Below are 16,097 nucleotides of genomic sequence, written 5' to 3'. Positions count from 1 at the left end.
ACAGGAAACACCGTCATGAAGACCCCCTTGCGTACCCTGCTGGCCAGCGCGCTGCTGGCTGCCCCGCTGCTGGCCGGCGCCGCGCCGGCCACGCTGACGCCCGAACAGGCGTTCGACCTGTACGCACGCGTGCTGCTGGAAGATGATGCGGCTGCGACCCGCACGCTCAACGATGCATTGAAGCCGGCGTTCGACGGCCAGGACGCCGTGACCCCGAACCCGGGTGCGCTGGCCAAGGCGCTGGCCGAACCGTGGCAGGTCGTGCTTGCCAGCACCGGCGCAAAGGCCGATGCGGCCGCCACCGAAGCGCTGTATGCCAAGGCGCTGCGTGATTCGAAGTGCCGCGCCAGCAAGAGCGTGATTGAAGACAACGAGTACGTGGAAGACCAGAAGCTGGCGCGCATCACCTTCAGCTGCCAGGTGCCCGACCTGGGCAAGGTGCGCCCGCTGTTCGCCGCCAGCCTTGCAGCCGACGCCAGCCCGGCCTCGCGCAAGCAGTTCACCGACGCCTACACCCAGGCGCTGCAGAGCGGTATGCGCGTGCCGGTCAGCGGCACCTTCACCCTGTACCCGGCCAAGGACAACGGCTACTGGTACAGCGGCAACTTCGACGACCTGGTGGGCACCGTGACCGGCGCGCTGGCTCCGTTCGAGGACTGGATGCAGGACGCGCAGGCGGCCAGCGCGCCGAAGGTGACCGGCGTACCGGGCTGCGACCTGCTGCTGCAGCAGCACCGCGCCTGCGTGGCGAAGATCGCGCCGGACCAGATCAGCGGCGTGGATGCGATGGCCGAGGAACTGAAGGCCAAGGCCCAGGTGCAGTCTGCCGATGAGATGACGCAGGAATGCAAGGCGCTGCGCCCGATCGCCGAGATGATGTGGACCGACGCGTGCGCGTGAGGCACGTGTAGAGCCGAGTCCACGCTCGGCTCGTGTCGCGGATGACGACTGCATCCGCACTTTCAGAACCGTTGCATGGCCCTGCGCGGCCTGCATGGTCAATGCTGTTGCCCTCTTCCACCGGGGCAGCCGCATGAAACATCGTACGACGTCGACCACGGTCATGCTGCTGGCGCTGCTGGCGCTGACGGCGTGCGGGCAAGCCAAAGTACCCAAGTCCAGGATCACGACCTTCTCGGTCATCCCATCGGTTGCCTTCGAGTCAACCCTGCTGAGCGACAGGCAGCTGGATGCGTGGATGAGCGAAGACGACGACTGCCACGCGTTCCTGATGTATCACGATCAGTGCGCAGTGCTGGTATTGCCCCATGAGTACGACGACGGTTTTACCCGTCACCAGTTGCGATTGAAGGCGAAGAAACTGCCGGGCGAGGCACTGGGCGCGTACTGCCGCAACCTGCATGCGCTGTGGAAGCAGCAATGGAAGGGCCAGTGCCCGGTCGGCGAAGACGACGACGAAGATGCCTGACGACACGGGCGTCGCCCCTGTCATGCGTCATTCCCTCACGGGCGCAGCAGCAGCCTGATGTCCTCGCCGACCTGACGCTGGTCAACCACGCGCAGGCGACGCTGCTGGTCCATGGCATCGATGCCAAGGCCAGCCAGCAGCGGGCGACCGTTGTCGCCCAGCAGCGTAGGCGCCTGATACAGCAGCAGTTCGTCTACCCAGCCACCGCGCAGCAAGGCACCGGCCAGCGTCGCGCCGGCTTCGGTATGCACCTCGTTGATACCGCGTTCGGCCAGCAGTGCCAGCACCGCGCCAAGATCGAGACGGCCTTCAACACTGGGTACGCTGGCAAATTCTGCGTCGGCCGCGTCCGGTGCGCTCACCGCTGCATCGTGCAGGTACAGCGTCGGTGCCCCGCCCTCGCGCACGCGGCTGCATTCAAGCGAACGCAGGCGCGAATCGAGCACCACGCGCAGCGGTGGCATCACTTCGGTATCGGCCAGGCGCACGGTCAGCATCGGGTCGTCGGCCAGCACGGTGTCGGCGCCGGTCAGGATCGCACCGGCGCGTGCCCGCCAGTGCTGCACGTCCTCGCGCGCAGCCGGGCCGGTGATCCACTTGGAGCTGCCATCGGCCATCGCGGTGCGGCCATCGAGGCTGGCGGCCAGCTTCACCCGCAACCACGGCCGGTTGCGCTCCACGCGCGACAGGAAGCCCTTGTTGAGCTCGCGCGCCTGCACCGCCATCAGACCTTCGGCGACTTTGATGCCGGCATTGCGCAGCAGATCGAAGCCACCGCCATCGACCTTCGGGAACGGATCGCGCATCGCCGCGACCACGCGCGACACGCCTGCTTCGATCAAGGCCAGCGCGCACGGCGGCGTACGCCCGTAGTGCGCACAGGGTTCCAGGGTGACGTAGGCGGTGGCACCGCGTGCTTCGCTGCCGGCCTCGCGCAGCGCGAACACCTCAGCGTGCGGACCACCGGCACGCTGGTGCCAGCCCTGCCCGACCACGCGTTCGCCGTGGGCAATGACGCAGCCGACCATCGGGTTGGGGCGGGTGGTGTAGGCGGCACGCTCGGCCAGGCGCAGTGCGTTGGCCATGTGCAGGTGGTCGAGGACGGAGAACGGGGTGGTCATGCGGCCATGGTAGCGCCGTTGGTGTGGATGCACCCCATGCGGTCTCTGTGCCAACCAAGGTTGGCACCCACCGAAGCAGATATCTGTGCCAACCAAGGTTGGCAGCCACCAAGGCAGAGGCGGTCAGCCCTTCTTCTTCTTGGTCAGGGCGATCACATCGCCCAGCAGCTGCAGCTGTTCGGTACTGGACGGCAGGTCGCGCTCGAGCTTCTCGATCTCCTCGCGGAAATCGGCCACGTCCTCGAAGCTGCGGTAGACCGACGCGAAGCGCACGTAGCCGACATGATCGAGCTTGCGCAGTTCGTTCATCACGAACTCGCCGACCTTGATCGAGGGCACTTCGCGCTCGCCGCTGATGCGCAGCTGGTGGACCACCGCACGCACCGCCGCTTCGATCTTGTCTTCGGCCACTGCACGTTTCTGCAGCGCGCGGTCGAAGCCGGCGCGGACCTTGCGCTGGTCGAATGCTTCGCGGGTGCCATCGCTCTTGATGATCGCCGGCAGCTTCAGCTCCACCGTTTCCAGGGTACTGAAGCGCTCACCGCAGGCTTCGCACTCACGCCGACGACGGATCGTCGCGCCGTCTTCGGAGACGCGCGAGTCGATGACCCGGGTATCGGCATGTTGGCAGAAGGGGCAGTGCATGGAACGCCTGGCTCAGGAAAGTACCTATTGCCACGGTCATGGCAGCGTCGCAAAGGTACCTGAGAAGGGGCGCAGCAGCAAATGCCGTCTGCGCGCAATCACCTGCATTCCGGCCAATCAGAGCATCCCGGGGGATCTGGACTACCCGCTCAACCCGGTGCGGGTGGCAGCGTGGCCGCACGTGCCCAGCGCAACCACGCCAGATGCCCCGCCATCACCAGCAGCGGTGGGCCAAACCCGAGGAAGCCCAATGTCGAGATCTCGCCGTGCTTGAAGGTGAAGTACAGCGTGGCGGCAACCACGCCCAACGCGGCCAGCACCCCCAGCGCCAGGCCGACCCAGGCAACAACCGGCGATTGACGCAGGCCGGCAACACCGCGCCACAGGAACAGGCCAGTCAGCCACAAGCACGACAGCAGGCCGATGATTCCGGCCGACGACCACAGCAGCAACAGCGTGTGCTCGTCGCCCGCCAGATACTTGCCATCCCATACGACCATCAGCCCCAGCACGGCCCCTGTGCCGCCTGCCGCCGCGGTAGGCAGGCCCACCAGCAGGCCGGCAACGGCCATCCAGCGTTTGTGATGACGCTCATCCATGCGTTCGATTTCCTTCCATGGGCCACGTCATGCGCGGCGTTTGATCCACACCAGCATCGCAGCCGGCACCAGCATCGACGGGCCCAACAGCAACAAGCCTACGCCTTCGGCGTTCACGGCGATGCCCCACCACAGCGCCAGCCCCAGCGGCGGCAAGGCGGCCAGACCACCCGCCAGCAGCATCCACCACCAGACTGGACGCACCTGCAGCCCGGCACGTCCCTGCAGCAGAAAACCCGCGCTCAACCACAACCAGGCCAGGCAGCCGGCAATGCCGGACAGGCCCCATAGCGGCATCACGGTCACCGAGGTCAGCGTGCCATGGCCGAACTGGCCCAGCCCCACCAGCAGCAGCATCGTCGCCGCCGCACCGCCCATCACCAGACTGGGCAGGCCGAACAGCAGCGCCAAGGCGGCATACAGATAACGGGCGCGGCGCTCATCCATACGGGGTTACTCCGACGCCCGTGCCGGCGCGGATGGCGGGTCCACGGCTTCAACGCGCAACCACAGAAGCATCAGCATGCCGGCAGGCACCAACAGGGACGGCCCGGCGAACAGTCCGCTCAGCACGGAAGGGCCAAGCTCGGTGAAGTAGTACAGCGCCATCGCCAGCATGGGCAGGCCCGCCAGCACGCCCATGCCCAGCAGCCACCACCATCGGCGTGATGCCATGCGCAGGCCGCGTGCCCCATCGCGCAACCAGAAGATGCTGAGTGCCACCCAGGCCACCAGACCCGTGATCGCGCAGGAGCCCCACGCGAACATGCCGGCGGCAAACCACAGTTTGTCCGCGTCCAGGGAGACCAGCCCGATCACGCCCATGACCAGGGCGATGCAGGCGCCCGCGCCGCCGAAGAACAGGCTGGGCAGGCCGAACAATACCGCCAACGCCGCGTACAGGTACTTGAGGTGGCGCTCATCCATGCGCGGGAGTCCTGGTGACGGGGTCAGAGCCCTTCCCTGCGGGATGGGCTCCGACCCCTGCTCCGATCAGCCGTAGACCGGGTACTTGCGGCACTGCGCGCTGACCGCATCGCGCACGCGGGCGATGACGGCGTCATCGTTCGGTGCGTCGAGCACGTCGGCGATCCAGTTGGCCAGATCCACGCAGTCCTGTTCGACGTAACCACGGGTGGTCACCGCCGGCGTACCCAGGCGCAGGCCCGAGGTGACGAACGGCGAACGCGGGTCATTCGGCACAGAGTTCTTGTTGACGGTGATGTGGGCCTTGCCCAGCGCGGCTTCCGCGTCCTTGCCGGACACATCCTTGCCGATCATGTCGACCAGCATCAGGTGGTTCTGGGTGCCACCGGAGACGATCTTGTAGCCGCGCGCGATCAGCGTATTGGCCATCGCCTGGGCGTTCTTCACCACCTGCTGCTGGTAGGCCTTGAAGCCCGGTTCCAGCGCTTCCTTGAAGGCCACGGCCTTGCCGGCGATGACGTGCATCAGCGGACCGCCCTGGATGCCCGGGAACACGATCGACTGCAGCTTCTTGACCAGGTCTTCGTCGGCGCCCTTGGCGACGATGATGCCGCCGCGCGGGCCGCGCAGGGTCTTGTGGGTGGTCGAGGTGACCACGTGGGCGTGCTCCAGCGGGCTCGGGTAGACGCCAGCGGCGACCAGGCCGGCAACATGGGCCATGTCCACGAACAGGTAGGCACCGACCTTGTCGGCGATGGCGCGGAAGCGCGCCCAGTCGATCACCTGCGAGTAGGCCGAGAAGCCGGCCACGACCATCTTCGGCTTGTGCTCCAGGGCCAGGCGCTCGACTTCGTCGTAATCGATCAGGCCCTGGTCGTTCACGCCGTACTGCACGGCGTTGAACAGCTTGCCGGAAGCATTGACCTTGGCACCGTGGGTGAGGTGGCCGCCGTGCGCCAGGCTCATGCCAAGGATGGTGTCACCCGGCTGCAGCAGGGCGAAGTAGACGGCCTGGTTGGCCTGCGAGCCGCTGTGCGGCTGCACGTTGGCATAGTCCGCGCCGAACAGCTGCTTGAGGCGGTCGATCGCCAGCTGCTCGGCGATGTCCACGTATTCGCAGCCGCCGTAATAGCGCTTGCCCGGGTAGCCTTCGGCGTACTTGTTGGTCAGCTGGCTGCCCTGGGCTTCCATCACCGCTGGGCTGGTGTAGTTCTCGCTGGCGATCAGCTCGACGTGGTCTTCCTGGCGCTGGGTCTCAGCGGCGATGGCCTTGGCCAGTTCGGGATCGTAGGATTCGATGCGGACGTCACGCGGGAACATCGGGTACTCCAGCAGGCAGGGAAAAGGGGGTACGGCTCAGCCCCCGATTGTAGCCCCGCGTCGGGCTGCCGGGGCCGAAATGGACGGGGCCGGCATCCCCGAAGGAATCCGGCCCCGTATGGTTTCGATTGAGCTGCCCCCGGCGTACCGGTAGATCCACGCCATGCGTGGATACGGCCGCCGGCTCAGCGGTTGCTGAGCACGTACTGGGCGATCACACCGGTGGCGATGGCGACCAGCAGCATGTTGCCGCGGTCATCGCGGATCCAGTGGTGGCCATACGGCGGGCGACGCAGGTGGTAGCGCGGGTAGTCGTTCACCACGTAGACCGGGCCGCGGTAGTAGTCGCGGTAGCGGTGGCCGACCTTCCAGCCGTAGCCGGGGCCATAGGCCGGGCGATAGACCACGCGCGGCGGTGCCGGGCGGTAGTAGCGGTCATGGTCGCGGTGCCAGTCACGGCGGTCATGGCGGTAGTCGCGCCGGGCCTCGCGGCGGTCGCGCTCCCAGTCACGGCGATCCTGGCGCCACTCGCGGCGATCCTCGCGCCATTCGCGGCGGTCATGGCCGCGGCGATGGTCGTTGTCGGCGAAGGCCGGGGCCACGGCGCCGAGCGCCAGCACAGAGGCCACGGCGCCGGCCATTATTCGATTGATGCGCATGTCAGACCTCTGCTTGGGTGGGTGGTGAGCCCATATTGCGCACCCGATCTGAACCGTTTCCGGCTGGAAACGCTTCCCGCTGCAGGACTGTGACGCGGTATTCAGGCCGCGGCCAGCCCGGCAGCCCCTTCCAAGCGCGGCCCGGAACCGGTTCCGGCTATAATTGGCGGTATTCCATTTCAGTCTGTGCCCGCTGCCGCAACGGGAGGTTCCCGTGACGGGGCGGGTGCAGGACCGCGCCTACGGAGACCGCATGTCCTCGCAATACATCTACACCATGAACCGCGTGTCCAAGGTGGTCCCGCCCAAGCGGCAGATCATCAAGGACATCTCGCTGTCCTTCTTCCCGGGCGCGAAGATCGGCCTGCTGGGCCTGAACGGCGCCGGCAAGTCCACCGTGCTGAAGATCATGGCCGGCGTGGACACCGATTTCGAGGGCGAAGCCCGCCCGCAGCCGGGCATCAAGGTCGGCTACCTGGCACAGGAACCGGAACTGGACCCGACCAAGACCGTGCGTGAAGCGGTCGAGGAAGGCGTGGGCGAAGTGCTGCAGGCCCAGGCCGCGCTGGACGCTGTGTACCTGGCCTACGCCGAGGAAGGCGCCGACTTCGACGCGCTGGCCAAGGAACAGGAGCGCCTGGAGGCGATCCTGGCCGCTGGCGACGCGCACACCCTGGAAAACCAGCTGGACGTGGCCGCCGATGCGCTGCGCCTGCCGCCGTGGGATGCCATCGTCGGCAAGCTGTCCGGTGGTGAGAAGCGCCGCGTGGCACTGTGCCGCCTGCTGCTGCAGAAGCCGGACATGCTGCTGCTCGACGAACCGACCAACCACCTCGATGCCGAGTCGGTGGAATGGCTGGAACAGTTCCTGGCGCGCTACACCGGCACCGTGGTGGCGGTCACCCACGATCGCTACTTCCTGGACAACGCCGCCGAGTGGATCCTGGAACTGGACCGCGGCCGCGGCATTCCGTGGAAGGGCAACTACACCGACTGGCTGACCCAGAAGGATGAGCGCCTGAAGCAGGAAGACAACCAGGAAAAGGCCCGCCAGAAGGCGATCCAGAAGGAACTGGAGTGGTCGCGCCAGAACGCCAAGGGCGGCCGCACCAAGGGCAAGGCCCGTCTGGCCCGCCTGGAAGAGCTGCAGTCGGTCGATTACCAGAAGCGCAACGAGACCAATGAAATCTTCATCCCGCCGGGCGAGCGCCTGGGCAATGCGGTGATGGAGTTCAAGAACGTCTCCAAGAAGTTCGGCGACCGCCTGCTGTTCGACAACCTGAACTTCCTGGTGCCGGCCGGCGCCATCGTCGGCATCATCGGCCCGAACGGTGCCGGTAAGTCGACCCTGTTCAAGATGATCACCGGCCAGGAAAAGCCGGACACCGGCGAGATCGTGGTCGGCCCGACCGTGAAGCTGTCCTACGTGGACCAGAGCCGCGACGCGCTGGAAGGCAACCACAACGTCTTCCAGGAAATCGCTGGCGGCCTGGACATCCTCAACATCAACGGCATCGAGATCCAGTCGCGCGCCTACATCGGCCGCTTCAACTTCAAGGGCCAGGACCAGCAGAAGATGGTCGGTTCGCTGTCCGGTGGTGAGCGTGGCCGCCTGCACATGGCCAAGACCCTGCTGCAGGGTGGCAACGTGCTGCTGCTCGACGAACCGTCCAACGACCTGGACATCGAAACCCTGCGTGCGCTGGAAGATGCGCTGCTGGAGTTCCCGGGCAACACCTTCGTCATCTCGCATGACCGCTGGTTCCTGGATCGCATCGCGACCCACATCCTGGCGTTCGAAGGCGACTCGCACGTGGAGTTCTTCCAGGGCAACTACCGCGAGTACGAAGAAGACAAGCGCCGCCGCATGGGCGACGACGCTGCGCCGAAGCGCCTGCGCTTCAAGGCGCTGAAGTAAGGCAACAGGAAAGGCCGCGCTCGCGCGGCCTTTCTCCTTTTGCAATGTGTACCGACCATGCATGCCGGCCAGCGGCCGGCATCTACCCATGAGCGATCCCATGTCCCTGTTCGAGCGCCTGTTCCAGCTGCAGCAGCACGGCACCACCGTGCGCACCGAGCTGCTGGCCGGTGTCACCACCTTCCTGACGATGTCCTACATCGTCTTCGTGAACCCCGAGATCCTCGGCACCACCGGCATGGATGCGGGTGCGGTGTTCGTGGCCACCTGCCTGGCCGCTGCGCTGGGCTCGGCGGTGATGGCGCTGGCCGCCAACTTCCCGGTCGGCATGGCACCGGGCATGGGCCTGAACGCATTCTTCGCGTTCACCGTGGTCGGTGCCGCCGGCCTGCCCTGGCAACAGGCCTTGGGGGCGGTGTTCATCTCCGGCCTGGTGTTCCTGGTGCTGTCACTGACTGGCGTGCGTGCATGGCTGGTGTCGGGCATTCCTTCGTCGCTGCGCTCGGCGATCGTGGCCGGCATCGGCCTGTTCCTGGCGATCATCGCGCTGCAGAAATCCGGCGTGATCGTCGGCAATGAAGACACACTGGTGGCGCTGGGCCCGTTGAACACGGCGCCACCACTGCTGGCGCTGGCCGGCTTCCTGCTGATCGCGGTGCTGGAAGCGCGCCGCATCCGTGGCGCGATCCTGATCGGCATCCTGGCGGTGACCGGCGCCGGCTGGGCATTGGGCGACGTGCAGTACCAGGGCCTGGTCTCGCTGCCGCCGAGCCTGGCACCCACCTTCCTGCAGCTGGACCTGCCAGGCCTTCTGCACCATGACGGCGGTGCGCCGATCGCGGTGCTGCTGCAGGTGGTGCTGGTGTTCGTGCTGGTGGAAGTGTTCGATGCCACCGGCACCCTGTACGGCGTGGTCGGCCGTGCCGGCCTGCTGAAGCTGCCGGGCGCGCAGAAGCGTTTCGGCCGTGCGTTGCTGGCCGACAGCACGGCGATCGTGGCCGGTTCGATGCTCGGCACCAGCAGCACCACGGCCTTCGCTGAAAGCGCCTCGGGCGTGCAGGTGGGTGGCCGTACCGGCCTGACCGCGCTGGTGGTGTCGGCGCTGTTCCTGGCCGCGCTGCTGTTCTCGCCATTGGCTGCGATGGTGCCCAGCTATGCCACCGCACCCGCCTTGCTGTTCGTGGCCGGCTTGATGCTGCGCGAACTGGTGGAAGTGGACTGGAGCGACCTGACCGAATCGGTGCCGGCCGCACTATGTGCGCTGGCGATGCCGTTCACCTACTCGATTGCCAACGGCCTGGCGTTCGGCTTCATCGCGTATGCGGCGCTGAAGGCCGGCACCGGCCGCTGGCGCGAAGTGCATCCGGCGGTGTGGCTGGTGGCGGTGCTGTTCACCCTCCGCTACGCGTTGGAATAAAGGCGCACGGTGATGCCGGCCAGCGGCCGGCACTACCGGGCGGTGGTTCACCTGCCGCGCACGGCGCTCTGGGATGATGCAGGCATGGTTCGGCCCGACCTTCCCACGGATCCGTCTTCGCCGTTGCGCCGGCGGCTGCTGCGCGCGGCAGTGCTGGCAACGTTCGCCGGTACGCTCGCCGCCTTGCCCGGCTGTTCGCTGCCGGTGCAGGTGGATGGCACCTTCCTGCAGCCCTGGCGCAGCCACCTGCAATGGGGCCTGGCGGACTGGCAGCGCTCGTTGAAGCTCGCGCATACGCTGGGCTGCCGGCAGCTGGTGCTGCAGTGGACCGGCATCGTCGGTGGTAGCGACGGCGACTGGTCGTTGCCGGACAGCAGCCTGCAGCAACTGTTCGCCGCCGCCAGCGAGAACGACATCCGCATCCGCGTCGGCCTGCCCTTCCAGCAACGCTGGTGGCAGGCCATTGGTGCCGACGATGCCACGCTGCAGGCCTTCCTGGCCGACAGCCTGGCGCAGGCACGCCAGTGGTTGGCACAGGCGCCCTGGGCACAGCAGCCGGCCTTTGGCGGCTGGTACCTGCCCTACGAACTGGAGCAGTACCACTGGGCCGATCCGGCACGCCAGCAATGGCTGGCGCAGTGGCTGCACGGCCTGGTTCAGGCCGCCAGCGCACGCGGCGGCGACTGCGCGGTCTCCTGCTACTTCAGCCGCCTGCAGACCGATGGCAACCTGGTCACGCTGTGGCAGGCGGTGCTGGCACAGGCCGCGCTGCGGCCCATGGTGCAGGATGGCGTGGGGGTGGCCGGCGCCGGCAACGTGCAGCATCTGCAACCGCTGCTCGATCATTTCCACGCGCACGGCATCGGCTTCGATGCGATCGTCGAACTGTTCCGCGAACTGCCGGGCAGCGCCGCCGACGGCAGCGCGTTCAAGGGCGAAACCGCCGATGCCGCGCGCATCCAGCGGCAGCTGGCGTGGGCACGCGACAGCGGTGCCCAGCACGTGCTGGTCTATGCACTGGAGCCGTGGCTGACCCAGGACACGCCGCAGGCCGCGGCGCTTCGGCGACGCTGGGGCCTGCCTCAGTAGTAGAGGATGGCGGTGGCGAACAGGCCCTTGGCGCGCTGCGTATCACCGCCACCGATCGCGAAGCGGTACTGCACGGTCAGGTCCAGGTAGGAGCGCGGCGTGTTGTAGTGGTCCTCGCGGAACCAGTAGCGCACGCCCACGCCCGGCCCCGCGCCAAGGGACCAGCTGCGCTGCGTATCGTTGAGCGCGAACGACTGCGCCGGGAACAGCGGATAGCGGAGGTCGCGCACGCGCGAGCGCTGGTCCAGCCAGTCCGCCCCCACCACCACGTACGGCGTGACCACCCAGTGGGTCTGCCCGGCGCCGAAACGGAAGCTGCGCCCAGCACGCAGTTCACCGGCGGCGAACCACTGCTCGCGATGCAACCGCCCGTTGGCATCGCCGATCCGCCGCACCGGTGTGCCGTTGGCATCGAGCGCGTCGAGGGTGAAGTGGGCGCTGTTGTCGTCCCAGGTGTAGCCGCCCTGCGCGTAGCCGCTGACCATCCACCACTGGCTCACGTCGGTGCGCAGGTCGGTGCCGTGGTAATAGCCGTAGGTCAGGTAGGACATCCAGCCGCCGGAACCGCTGGCCAAGCGGTAGCGGGCCAGTGTGCTGGCTTCCAGTGGTGGGTTCAGGGCCAGCTGCAGGCTGCATTGCACGGCCGCCGATGCGGGATAGACATCGCCCGTGCGGGTGGCGCTGCCGAGGAACTGGCGGCGCTCGATGCCGGCGCTCAGGCCGGTCTGGCCGAAAGCGTAGCGCATGCCGAACGAGGCGATGGTGGACGGCCAGCCGGTGGTGGAGCGCGAATGGCTGAGACGTTCGGCGCGTGCGCGTGCATCCGGTGTCGATTCGCCAGTGCACGGATCCACCGCGCGGATCGATTCGTAGGTGCCGCCCTGGTCGTACAGGGTGTTGAGCAGCCGCGCGTAGAGTTCCAGCGTGCCGTGCTGGTCGTTGAAAGCCGGGGGCCGCCAGAACGCCTCCAGCGTACTGAACACCGAATCGCCTGGCGTGCTGATCGCCGCACCACCGACATTGGTCGCGGCCTGGCGCGCCCCCCGGAAGCCGGCCGAGGCGATCACGCCCCACTCGCGCGAATAGTTGGCGATGGCATTGCGCACGTTGTAGCGCTGATGGGCATCCAGTGGCAGCTCACCGGCGTCGGCGCGGTCAATGGCACTGCGCAGCAGTGACACCGCCTGCGGATGATCGCCGTTGGCCGCACTCGCGTATGCCTGGTCCAGCACCACGCTCTTCGGAGCCTTGCCGGTGGCCTCGGCGGCGCGGAAGTCCGCCAGTGCCTGCGCCGGTTCATGCGCCTTCTGGTTGAGGTAGCCACGTTGCATCAACGCCCCCGCGTCATCAGGGCGCTGTGCCAGCGCCGCATCCAGGCGCTGCCGTGCTTCGTCCTGCTGGGCGCGGTTGCCCGACGCCAGCGTGGTAGTCAGCAGGCCGTGCAGCTTCGCGTCGTCCGGTGCGAGCTGCACGGCCTGCCGCGCCTCATCGATGGCCTCGGCGTAGTCCTGACGCGAGTAGGCCGCATAGGCGCGCTGTGCGGCGCCCCCGTCGCCCTGCAGGTCGACCGGCATCAGCTCGCAGACAGTGCCGGTGTCGCCCGACTGGCAGTGCTGGAGCGGCGCCGGATAAGTCTGCGCGCTCATACGCGGAAGCTCGCGACTGGAACGGACCGCCTTGGCGCGCTGCTCGATGCCCTGCCGCAGCAGCTGCTGCGCGCGTGCATCGCCCGCATCCGTTGGCAATGCCGACTGCAGCGGTGCCAGCAGCGCCGCAGCGCGCGTGCGGTCGGCACTGGCCAGCGCCGCATCCACCGCCAGCAGGCGCACGTTGCGCTGCTGCGTTGTTGACCCTGGCGCAGCGAGTGCGCTGTCGAAGTCCTCATTGGCGAGCGCGGTATTGCCCTGGCGCTGGCGCAGGTAACCGCGCATCACCCGTGCATTGAGATCCTGGTCATCGGCCTGCAACGCCTGGTCGGCACTGCGCTCGGCGTCGGCCAGCTGCCCCTGTTGCAGCTGCGCGGTAATCAGCAGCAACCCGTACGTGGCCACCTCCGGCGCCAGCTCGACAGCGGCACGCGCCTGCGCAACGGCTGCGGCATCATCCTGCGTGGACAACGACCGATACGCCTGCTGGGCCTGCAGCAGCGCGCGCTGTCGATCCAGCGCCACGCGCCGGGCCTGCAGCGCCTCGGCATTCGGCGCGCCCAGCTGCAGCGCGGTGGCAATGGCAGCATCGGCCTGTTCGGGCTGCTGCTGCGCCTCCAGCGCGGCCACCCACAGCATCGCCCAGGCACCCTGCGTCGGCTGCAGGCGGAAGGCCTGCTCGGCCTTGCTGGCCGCCTCTCCCATGCGCCCGGCGTCATAGGCGGCGTAGGCCTCGGTGGCCAGCGCGTAGGCCTGCTGCCTGCTGCGGTCTACGCCACTGCCGACCGCACGCGATGGGGACGCCGTGCGCGCACCCTTGCCGCCCGTGGCCGCGCTGCGTGCAGCGGTGGCAGCCGCCAGCGGCGGCAACGCCGGGTCCTTCAACCCCGCGTCCAGTGCACGACGCGCCTGCTGCTGCGCCTCGGCACCCCGCCCCAGTTTCTGCAGCGCATAGATCTGCAGCAGGCGCAACCGCACCACGTCCGGGCGCAGCCGGATCGCTTCAGTGGATTGCTGGTAGGCCGCCGGGTAGTCGCCGCGCTCATAGGCGGCAAACGCCTGCTCGGCGACGCGGTAGGCCGCACCGGACAGCGGCAGTGCCGCGTCGGCCTGTGCCAGCACCGGCACCGCAGCGCTGGCCAGTGCCATGGCAATGACGGTGGACAGCAACGTGGTTTTCATGCCGGCAAGGCTCCGGGAGGCGGCGGCTGCAGCGTGGCCGCACGCCGGCGCTGCTCCTGCATGGCCTGGGCCACCGCGCCTTCGGTGGTGATGCCCTGCTTGACCAGGTAATCGCCAATGCGGCCGTCGCGCTGCGGTTTGTACGCGTCCAGCGCGATCTCGAAGCGCGCGTGGTCGATCAGGCGCATCTCCACCAGCAGGTCGCCCAGCAAGGGCACGTTGTCCAGCTGCCAGTGACGGTCGCCACCGATCAGGCGCAGACCGGCGTTGATCTCGCTTTCGCGGGCGATGCTCTGTTCGATGTGCGCGCTGCGGGTTTCCTGCTTCAGCAACGCCAGCGCGTCTTCGGGCAATGGGCTGGCCACGGCCAGCCGCAGTGTCTCCTGCTGCCGCGGCGGTAGCGGCAGCATGCGCCACTGCACGCAGGCATCGGCGCTGACCGGGAATGAGCCCGCGCGCAGGTAATCGACGTCGATGACCGCACGCGGCAGGTCGCCCTGGAAGGCGATCGCCTCGGCCAGCGTTTCATCATCCAGCCAGCCCTGGGTGAGCAGGATGCGGCCCAGCGGCTGCTGACGGCCGGCAGACTGCTGGTCCAGCGCCTGCTGCAGCCGCTCCGGTTCCACCGCCTGCCAGGTGCTCAACAGCTCGCCCAGCTGCTTGCGGGTCTGCACCAGCTGCGCGGCATCCGGGAAGTCGTGCATGGTCTTGTCCCAGACCATGCGCTTGCCAAACAGCAGGTAGGCCAGGAACACCTTCCACGCGCGCGCGGTGGCCATGAAGTTGATCATGTTGCCGACCACCATGCGCGGGATCGACATCAGTGCATGTTCCCAGCCGTACAGCCGGTTGACGAAGTAGAAGCGCTGCACGACCCGGGTCGCCAGCGCTGCGGTGGTCAGCAGCGCGACATTCATCTGCCAGGTACCGGCCTGGAACACGCTGGGGAACTGCATCGTCCATACCCCGGTCATCTTCAGCACCCAGAACAGCAGCAGCTGCAGGAAGATGAGGTAGGCAATGATGCTGACGAACGAGGTGATGATGCCCTTGCGGTCGCGCGCCAGCAGGTATTTGGTCGCGAGCGAGCCGCGCCAGCCCAGCGACTCCCAGCTCTGCAGGCCGATGCCCAGCACCCAGCGCGCCTTCTGCCGGTACGAGGCGCGGAAGTTGTCGGGGAAGTATTCGCGCACGCACAGCGCCATCTGCTGGGTGCGCTCGCGTACCGGCCCCCAGCCGAACCATGACGGCCGACGCACGCGGAACTGCACCGGGAAGCGCGCGAAGATGGACTGCATGCCCATCGCCGCCAGCCGCGCCCCGACGTCGTAGTCCTCGGTGAGGCTGTCGGTGTTGAAGGGCTGGTTGTCGGTCTGCGCGCTCAGTGCCAGCAGCGCGCGCCGCGAGAAGCAGGTGCCGACGCCCGCCGACGGCACCATGCCGGATACGCTCTCGCGCACCACCAGGTCCTTGGCGTGCCATTCGGCGAACTCGTCCATGTAGACACCGGCCACCAGCTCGTACCACTCGCGGTCCAGCGAGGTAACCGGCAACTGGATCATGTCCTTGCGCGGCAGCAGGTAGTTGTAGAAGCGCAGTTCCATCGGGTGCAGCACGTCCTCGCTGTCGTGCAGGATCACGCCAGCGAACTCGATGTCGTGGCGCTTCTCATATTCGAAGATCGCCAGGATCAGCCAGTTCAGGCAGTCGGCCTTGCTGGTCGGCCCGTCGTGCGGCACCTCCACGCGGCGCAGGCGCTTGTAGCGGCGGCGCATGCGCTCGACTTCGTCGATGGTCTGCTGGTCGTTGGGATAGGTGCCGACGAACACGACGTACTCGCGGTAGTCGAGCACGTTGATCATGTTCTCCACCATCTGCGCGATGACGTCATACTCCATCCACGCCGGCACCATGATCGCCAGCGGCTGTTCCGGCCGCTGCAGCAGGTCGTCCTGGGTCAGCGGCCGGTACGCATCACGGCGTTTGATGGTGAGCGCACGCCAGCTCTCGCGCACCCAGTACCAGACATCGATGAACAGGTCATCGAGGCTGGAGATCAGGATCAGCACGGCCACCGCCGCCGCCGTGGTTTCCAGGGCGGCGTAGTAGTTGGCCAGCTGGATGTTCCAGAACAGACCGTCCACG

The 16,097-nt window shown here is 67.5% G+C and carries 14 protein-coding genes; 5 read left to right on the top strand and 9 right to left on the bottom strand.

What is annotated here, in order from left to right; all coding sequences use genetic code 11:
• Positions 1 to 15: 15 nt before the first annotated feature.
• Both CCR98_RS03210 and CCR98_RS03205 read left to right on the top strand, forming a co-directional pair.
• Complete coding sequence (locus CCR98_RS03210) at positions 16 to 900, top strand: hypothetical protein (protein WP_087921510.1); 885 nt, start codon at positions 16 to 18, stop codon at positions 898 to 900.
• 94 nt (positions 901 to 994) lie between these two features.
• Positions 995 to 1,429 (top strand): hypothetical protein, encoded by a 435-nt coding sequence (locus CCR98_RS03205; RefSeq protein WP_232463081.1) that lies wholly within the window; start codon positions 995 to 997, stop codon positions 1,427 to 1,429.
• A gap of 35 nt (positions 1,430 to 1,464) precedes the next feature.
• Here CCR98_RS03205 and ribD read toward each other — a convergent pair whose 3' ends face one another.
• The 7 genes from ribD to CCR98_RS03170 form a co-directional block, all read right to left on the bottom strand.
• Positions 1,465 to 2,550, bottom strand: coding sequence for a bifunctional diaminohydroxyphosphoribosylaminopyrimidine deaminase/5-amino-6-(5-phosphoribosylamino)uracil reductase RibD (gene ribD / locus CCR98_RS03200; protein WP_087921509.1), 1,086 nt, complete (start codon positions 2,548 to 2,550; stop codon positions 1,465 to 1,467).
• A gap of 123 nt (positions 2,551 to 2,673) precedes the next feature.
• Positions 2,674 to 3,195: a transcriptional regulator NrdR gene (gene nrdR, locus CCR98_RS03195; protein WP_087921508.1), complete on the bottom strand. Its 522-nt coding sequence runs from the start codon at positions 3,193 to 3,195 to the stop codon at positions 2,674 to 2,676.
• A gap of 149 nt (positions 3,196 to 3,344) precedes the next feature.
• The gene (locus CCR98_RS03190) at positions 3,345 to 3,794 is read right to left on the bottom strand and encodes a hypothetical protein (RefSeq protein WP_087921507.1); all 450 of its coding nucleotides are present in this window, start codon (positions 3,792 to 3,794) and stop codon (positions 3,345 to 3,347) included.
• A gap of 27 nt (positions 3,795 to 3,821) precedes the next feature.
• Positions 3,822 to 4,241 (bottom strand): hypothetical protein, encoded by a 420-nt coding sequence (locus CCR98_RS03185; protein WP_087921506.1) that lies wholly within the window; start codon positions 4,239 to 4,241, stop codon positions 3,822 to 3,824.
• Positions 4,242 to 4,247: 6 nt separating this feature from the next.
• On the bottom strand, positions 4,248 to 4,721 hold the full coding sequence (locus CCR98_RS03180; RefSeq protein WP_087921505.1) for a hypothetical protein: 474 nt from the start codon (positions 4,719 to 4,721) through the stop codon (positions 4,248 to 4,250).
• 66 nt (positions 4,722 to 4,787) lie between these two features.
• Positions 4,788 to 6,041: a serine hydroxymethyltransferase gene (gene glyA / locus CCR98_RS03175; RefSeq protein ID WP_010481990.1), complete on the bottom strand. Its 1,254-nt coding sequence runs from the start codon at positions 6,039 to 6,041 to the stop codon at positions 4,788 to 4,790.
• Between the two features lie 185 nt (positions 6,042 to 6,226).
• Positions 6,227 to 6,700: an RcnB family protein gene (locus tag CCR98_RS03170; RefSeq protein ID WP_087921504.1), complete on the bottom strand. Its 474-nt coding sequence runs from the start codon at positions 6,698 to 6,700 to the stop codon at positions 6,227 to 6,229.
• A 253-nt stretch (positions 6,701 to 6,953) separates the two neighbouring features.
• Between CCR98_RS03170 and ettA the strand changes: the two genes are divergently transcribed.
• From ettA to CCR98_RS03155, 3 genes are all read left to right on the top strand, one after another.
• Positions 6,954 to 8,618, top strand: coding sequence for an energy-dependent translational throttle protein EttA (ettA, locus tag CCR98_RS03165; protein ID WP_014035954.1), 1,665 nt, complete (start codon positions 6,954 to 6,956; stop codon positions 8,616 to 8,618).
• 100 nt (positions 8,619 to 8,718) lie between these two features.
• On the top strand, positions 8,719 to 10,035 hold the full coding sequence (locus CCR98_RS03160; protein ID WP_005408048.1) for an NCS2 family permease: 1,317 nt from the start codon (positions 8,719 to 8,721) through the stop codon (positions 10,033 to 10,035).
• 84 nt (positions 10,036 to 10,119) lie between these two features.
• A complete protein-coding gene (locus CCR98_RS03155) occupies positions 10,120 to 11,124 on the top strand; it encodes a DUF4434 domain-containing protein (RefSeq protein WP_232463080.1) in 1,005 nt (334 codons plus the stop codon).
• Here the strand turns inward: CCR98_RS03155 and CCR98_RS03150 are convergent.
• Positions 11,118 to 13,952 carry a hypothetical protein gene (locus CCR98_RS03150; RefSeq protein WP_087921503.1) on the bottom strand — a complete coding sequence of 945 codons (2,835 nt, stop codon included), beginning with the start codon at positions 13,950 to 13,952 and terminating at the stop codon, positions 11,118 to 11,120. The two genes, CCR98_RS03155 and CCR98_RS03150, sit on opposite strands and share 7 nt — an antisense overlap.
• Positions 13,949 to 16,096, bottom strand: a complete 2,148-nt coding sequence (locus CCR98_RS03145) for a glycosyl transferase family protein (protein ID WP_087921502.1) — start codon at positions 16,094 to 16,096, stop codon at positions 13,949 to 13,951. Before CCR98_RS03145 ends, CCR98_RS03150 begins: the two co-directional genes overlap by 4 nt.
• Position 16,097: the final 1 nt, after the last annotated feature.

This window comes from Stenotrophomonas sp. WZN-1 (assembly GCF_002192255.1).
Taxonomy (GTDB): Bacteria; Pseudomonadota; Gammaproteobacteria; order Xanthomonadales; family Xanthomonadaceae; genus Stenotrophomonas.
This window is presented reverse-complemented; position numbering and strand designations above follow the sequence as displayed.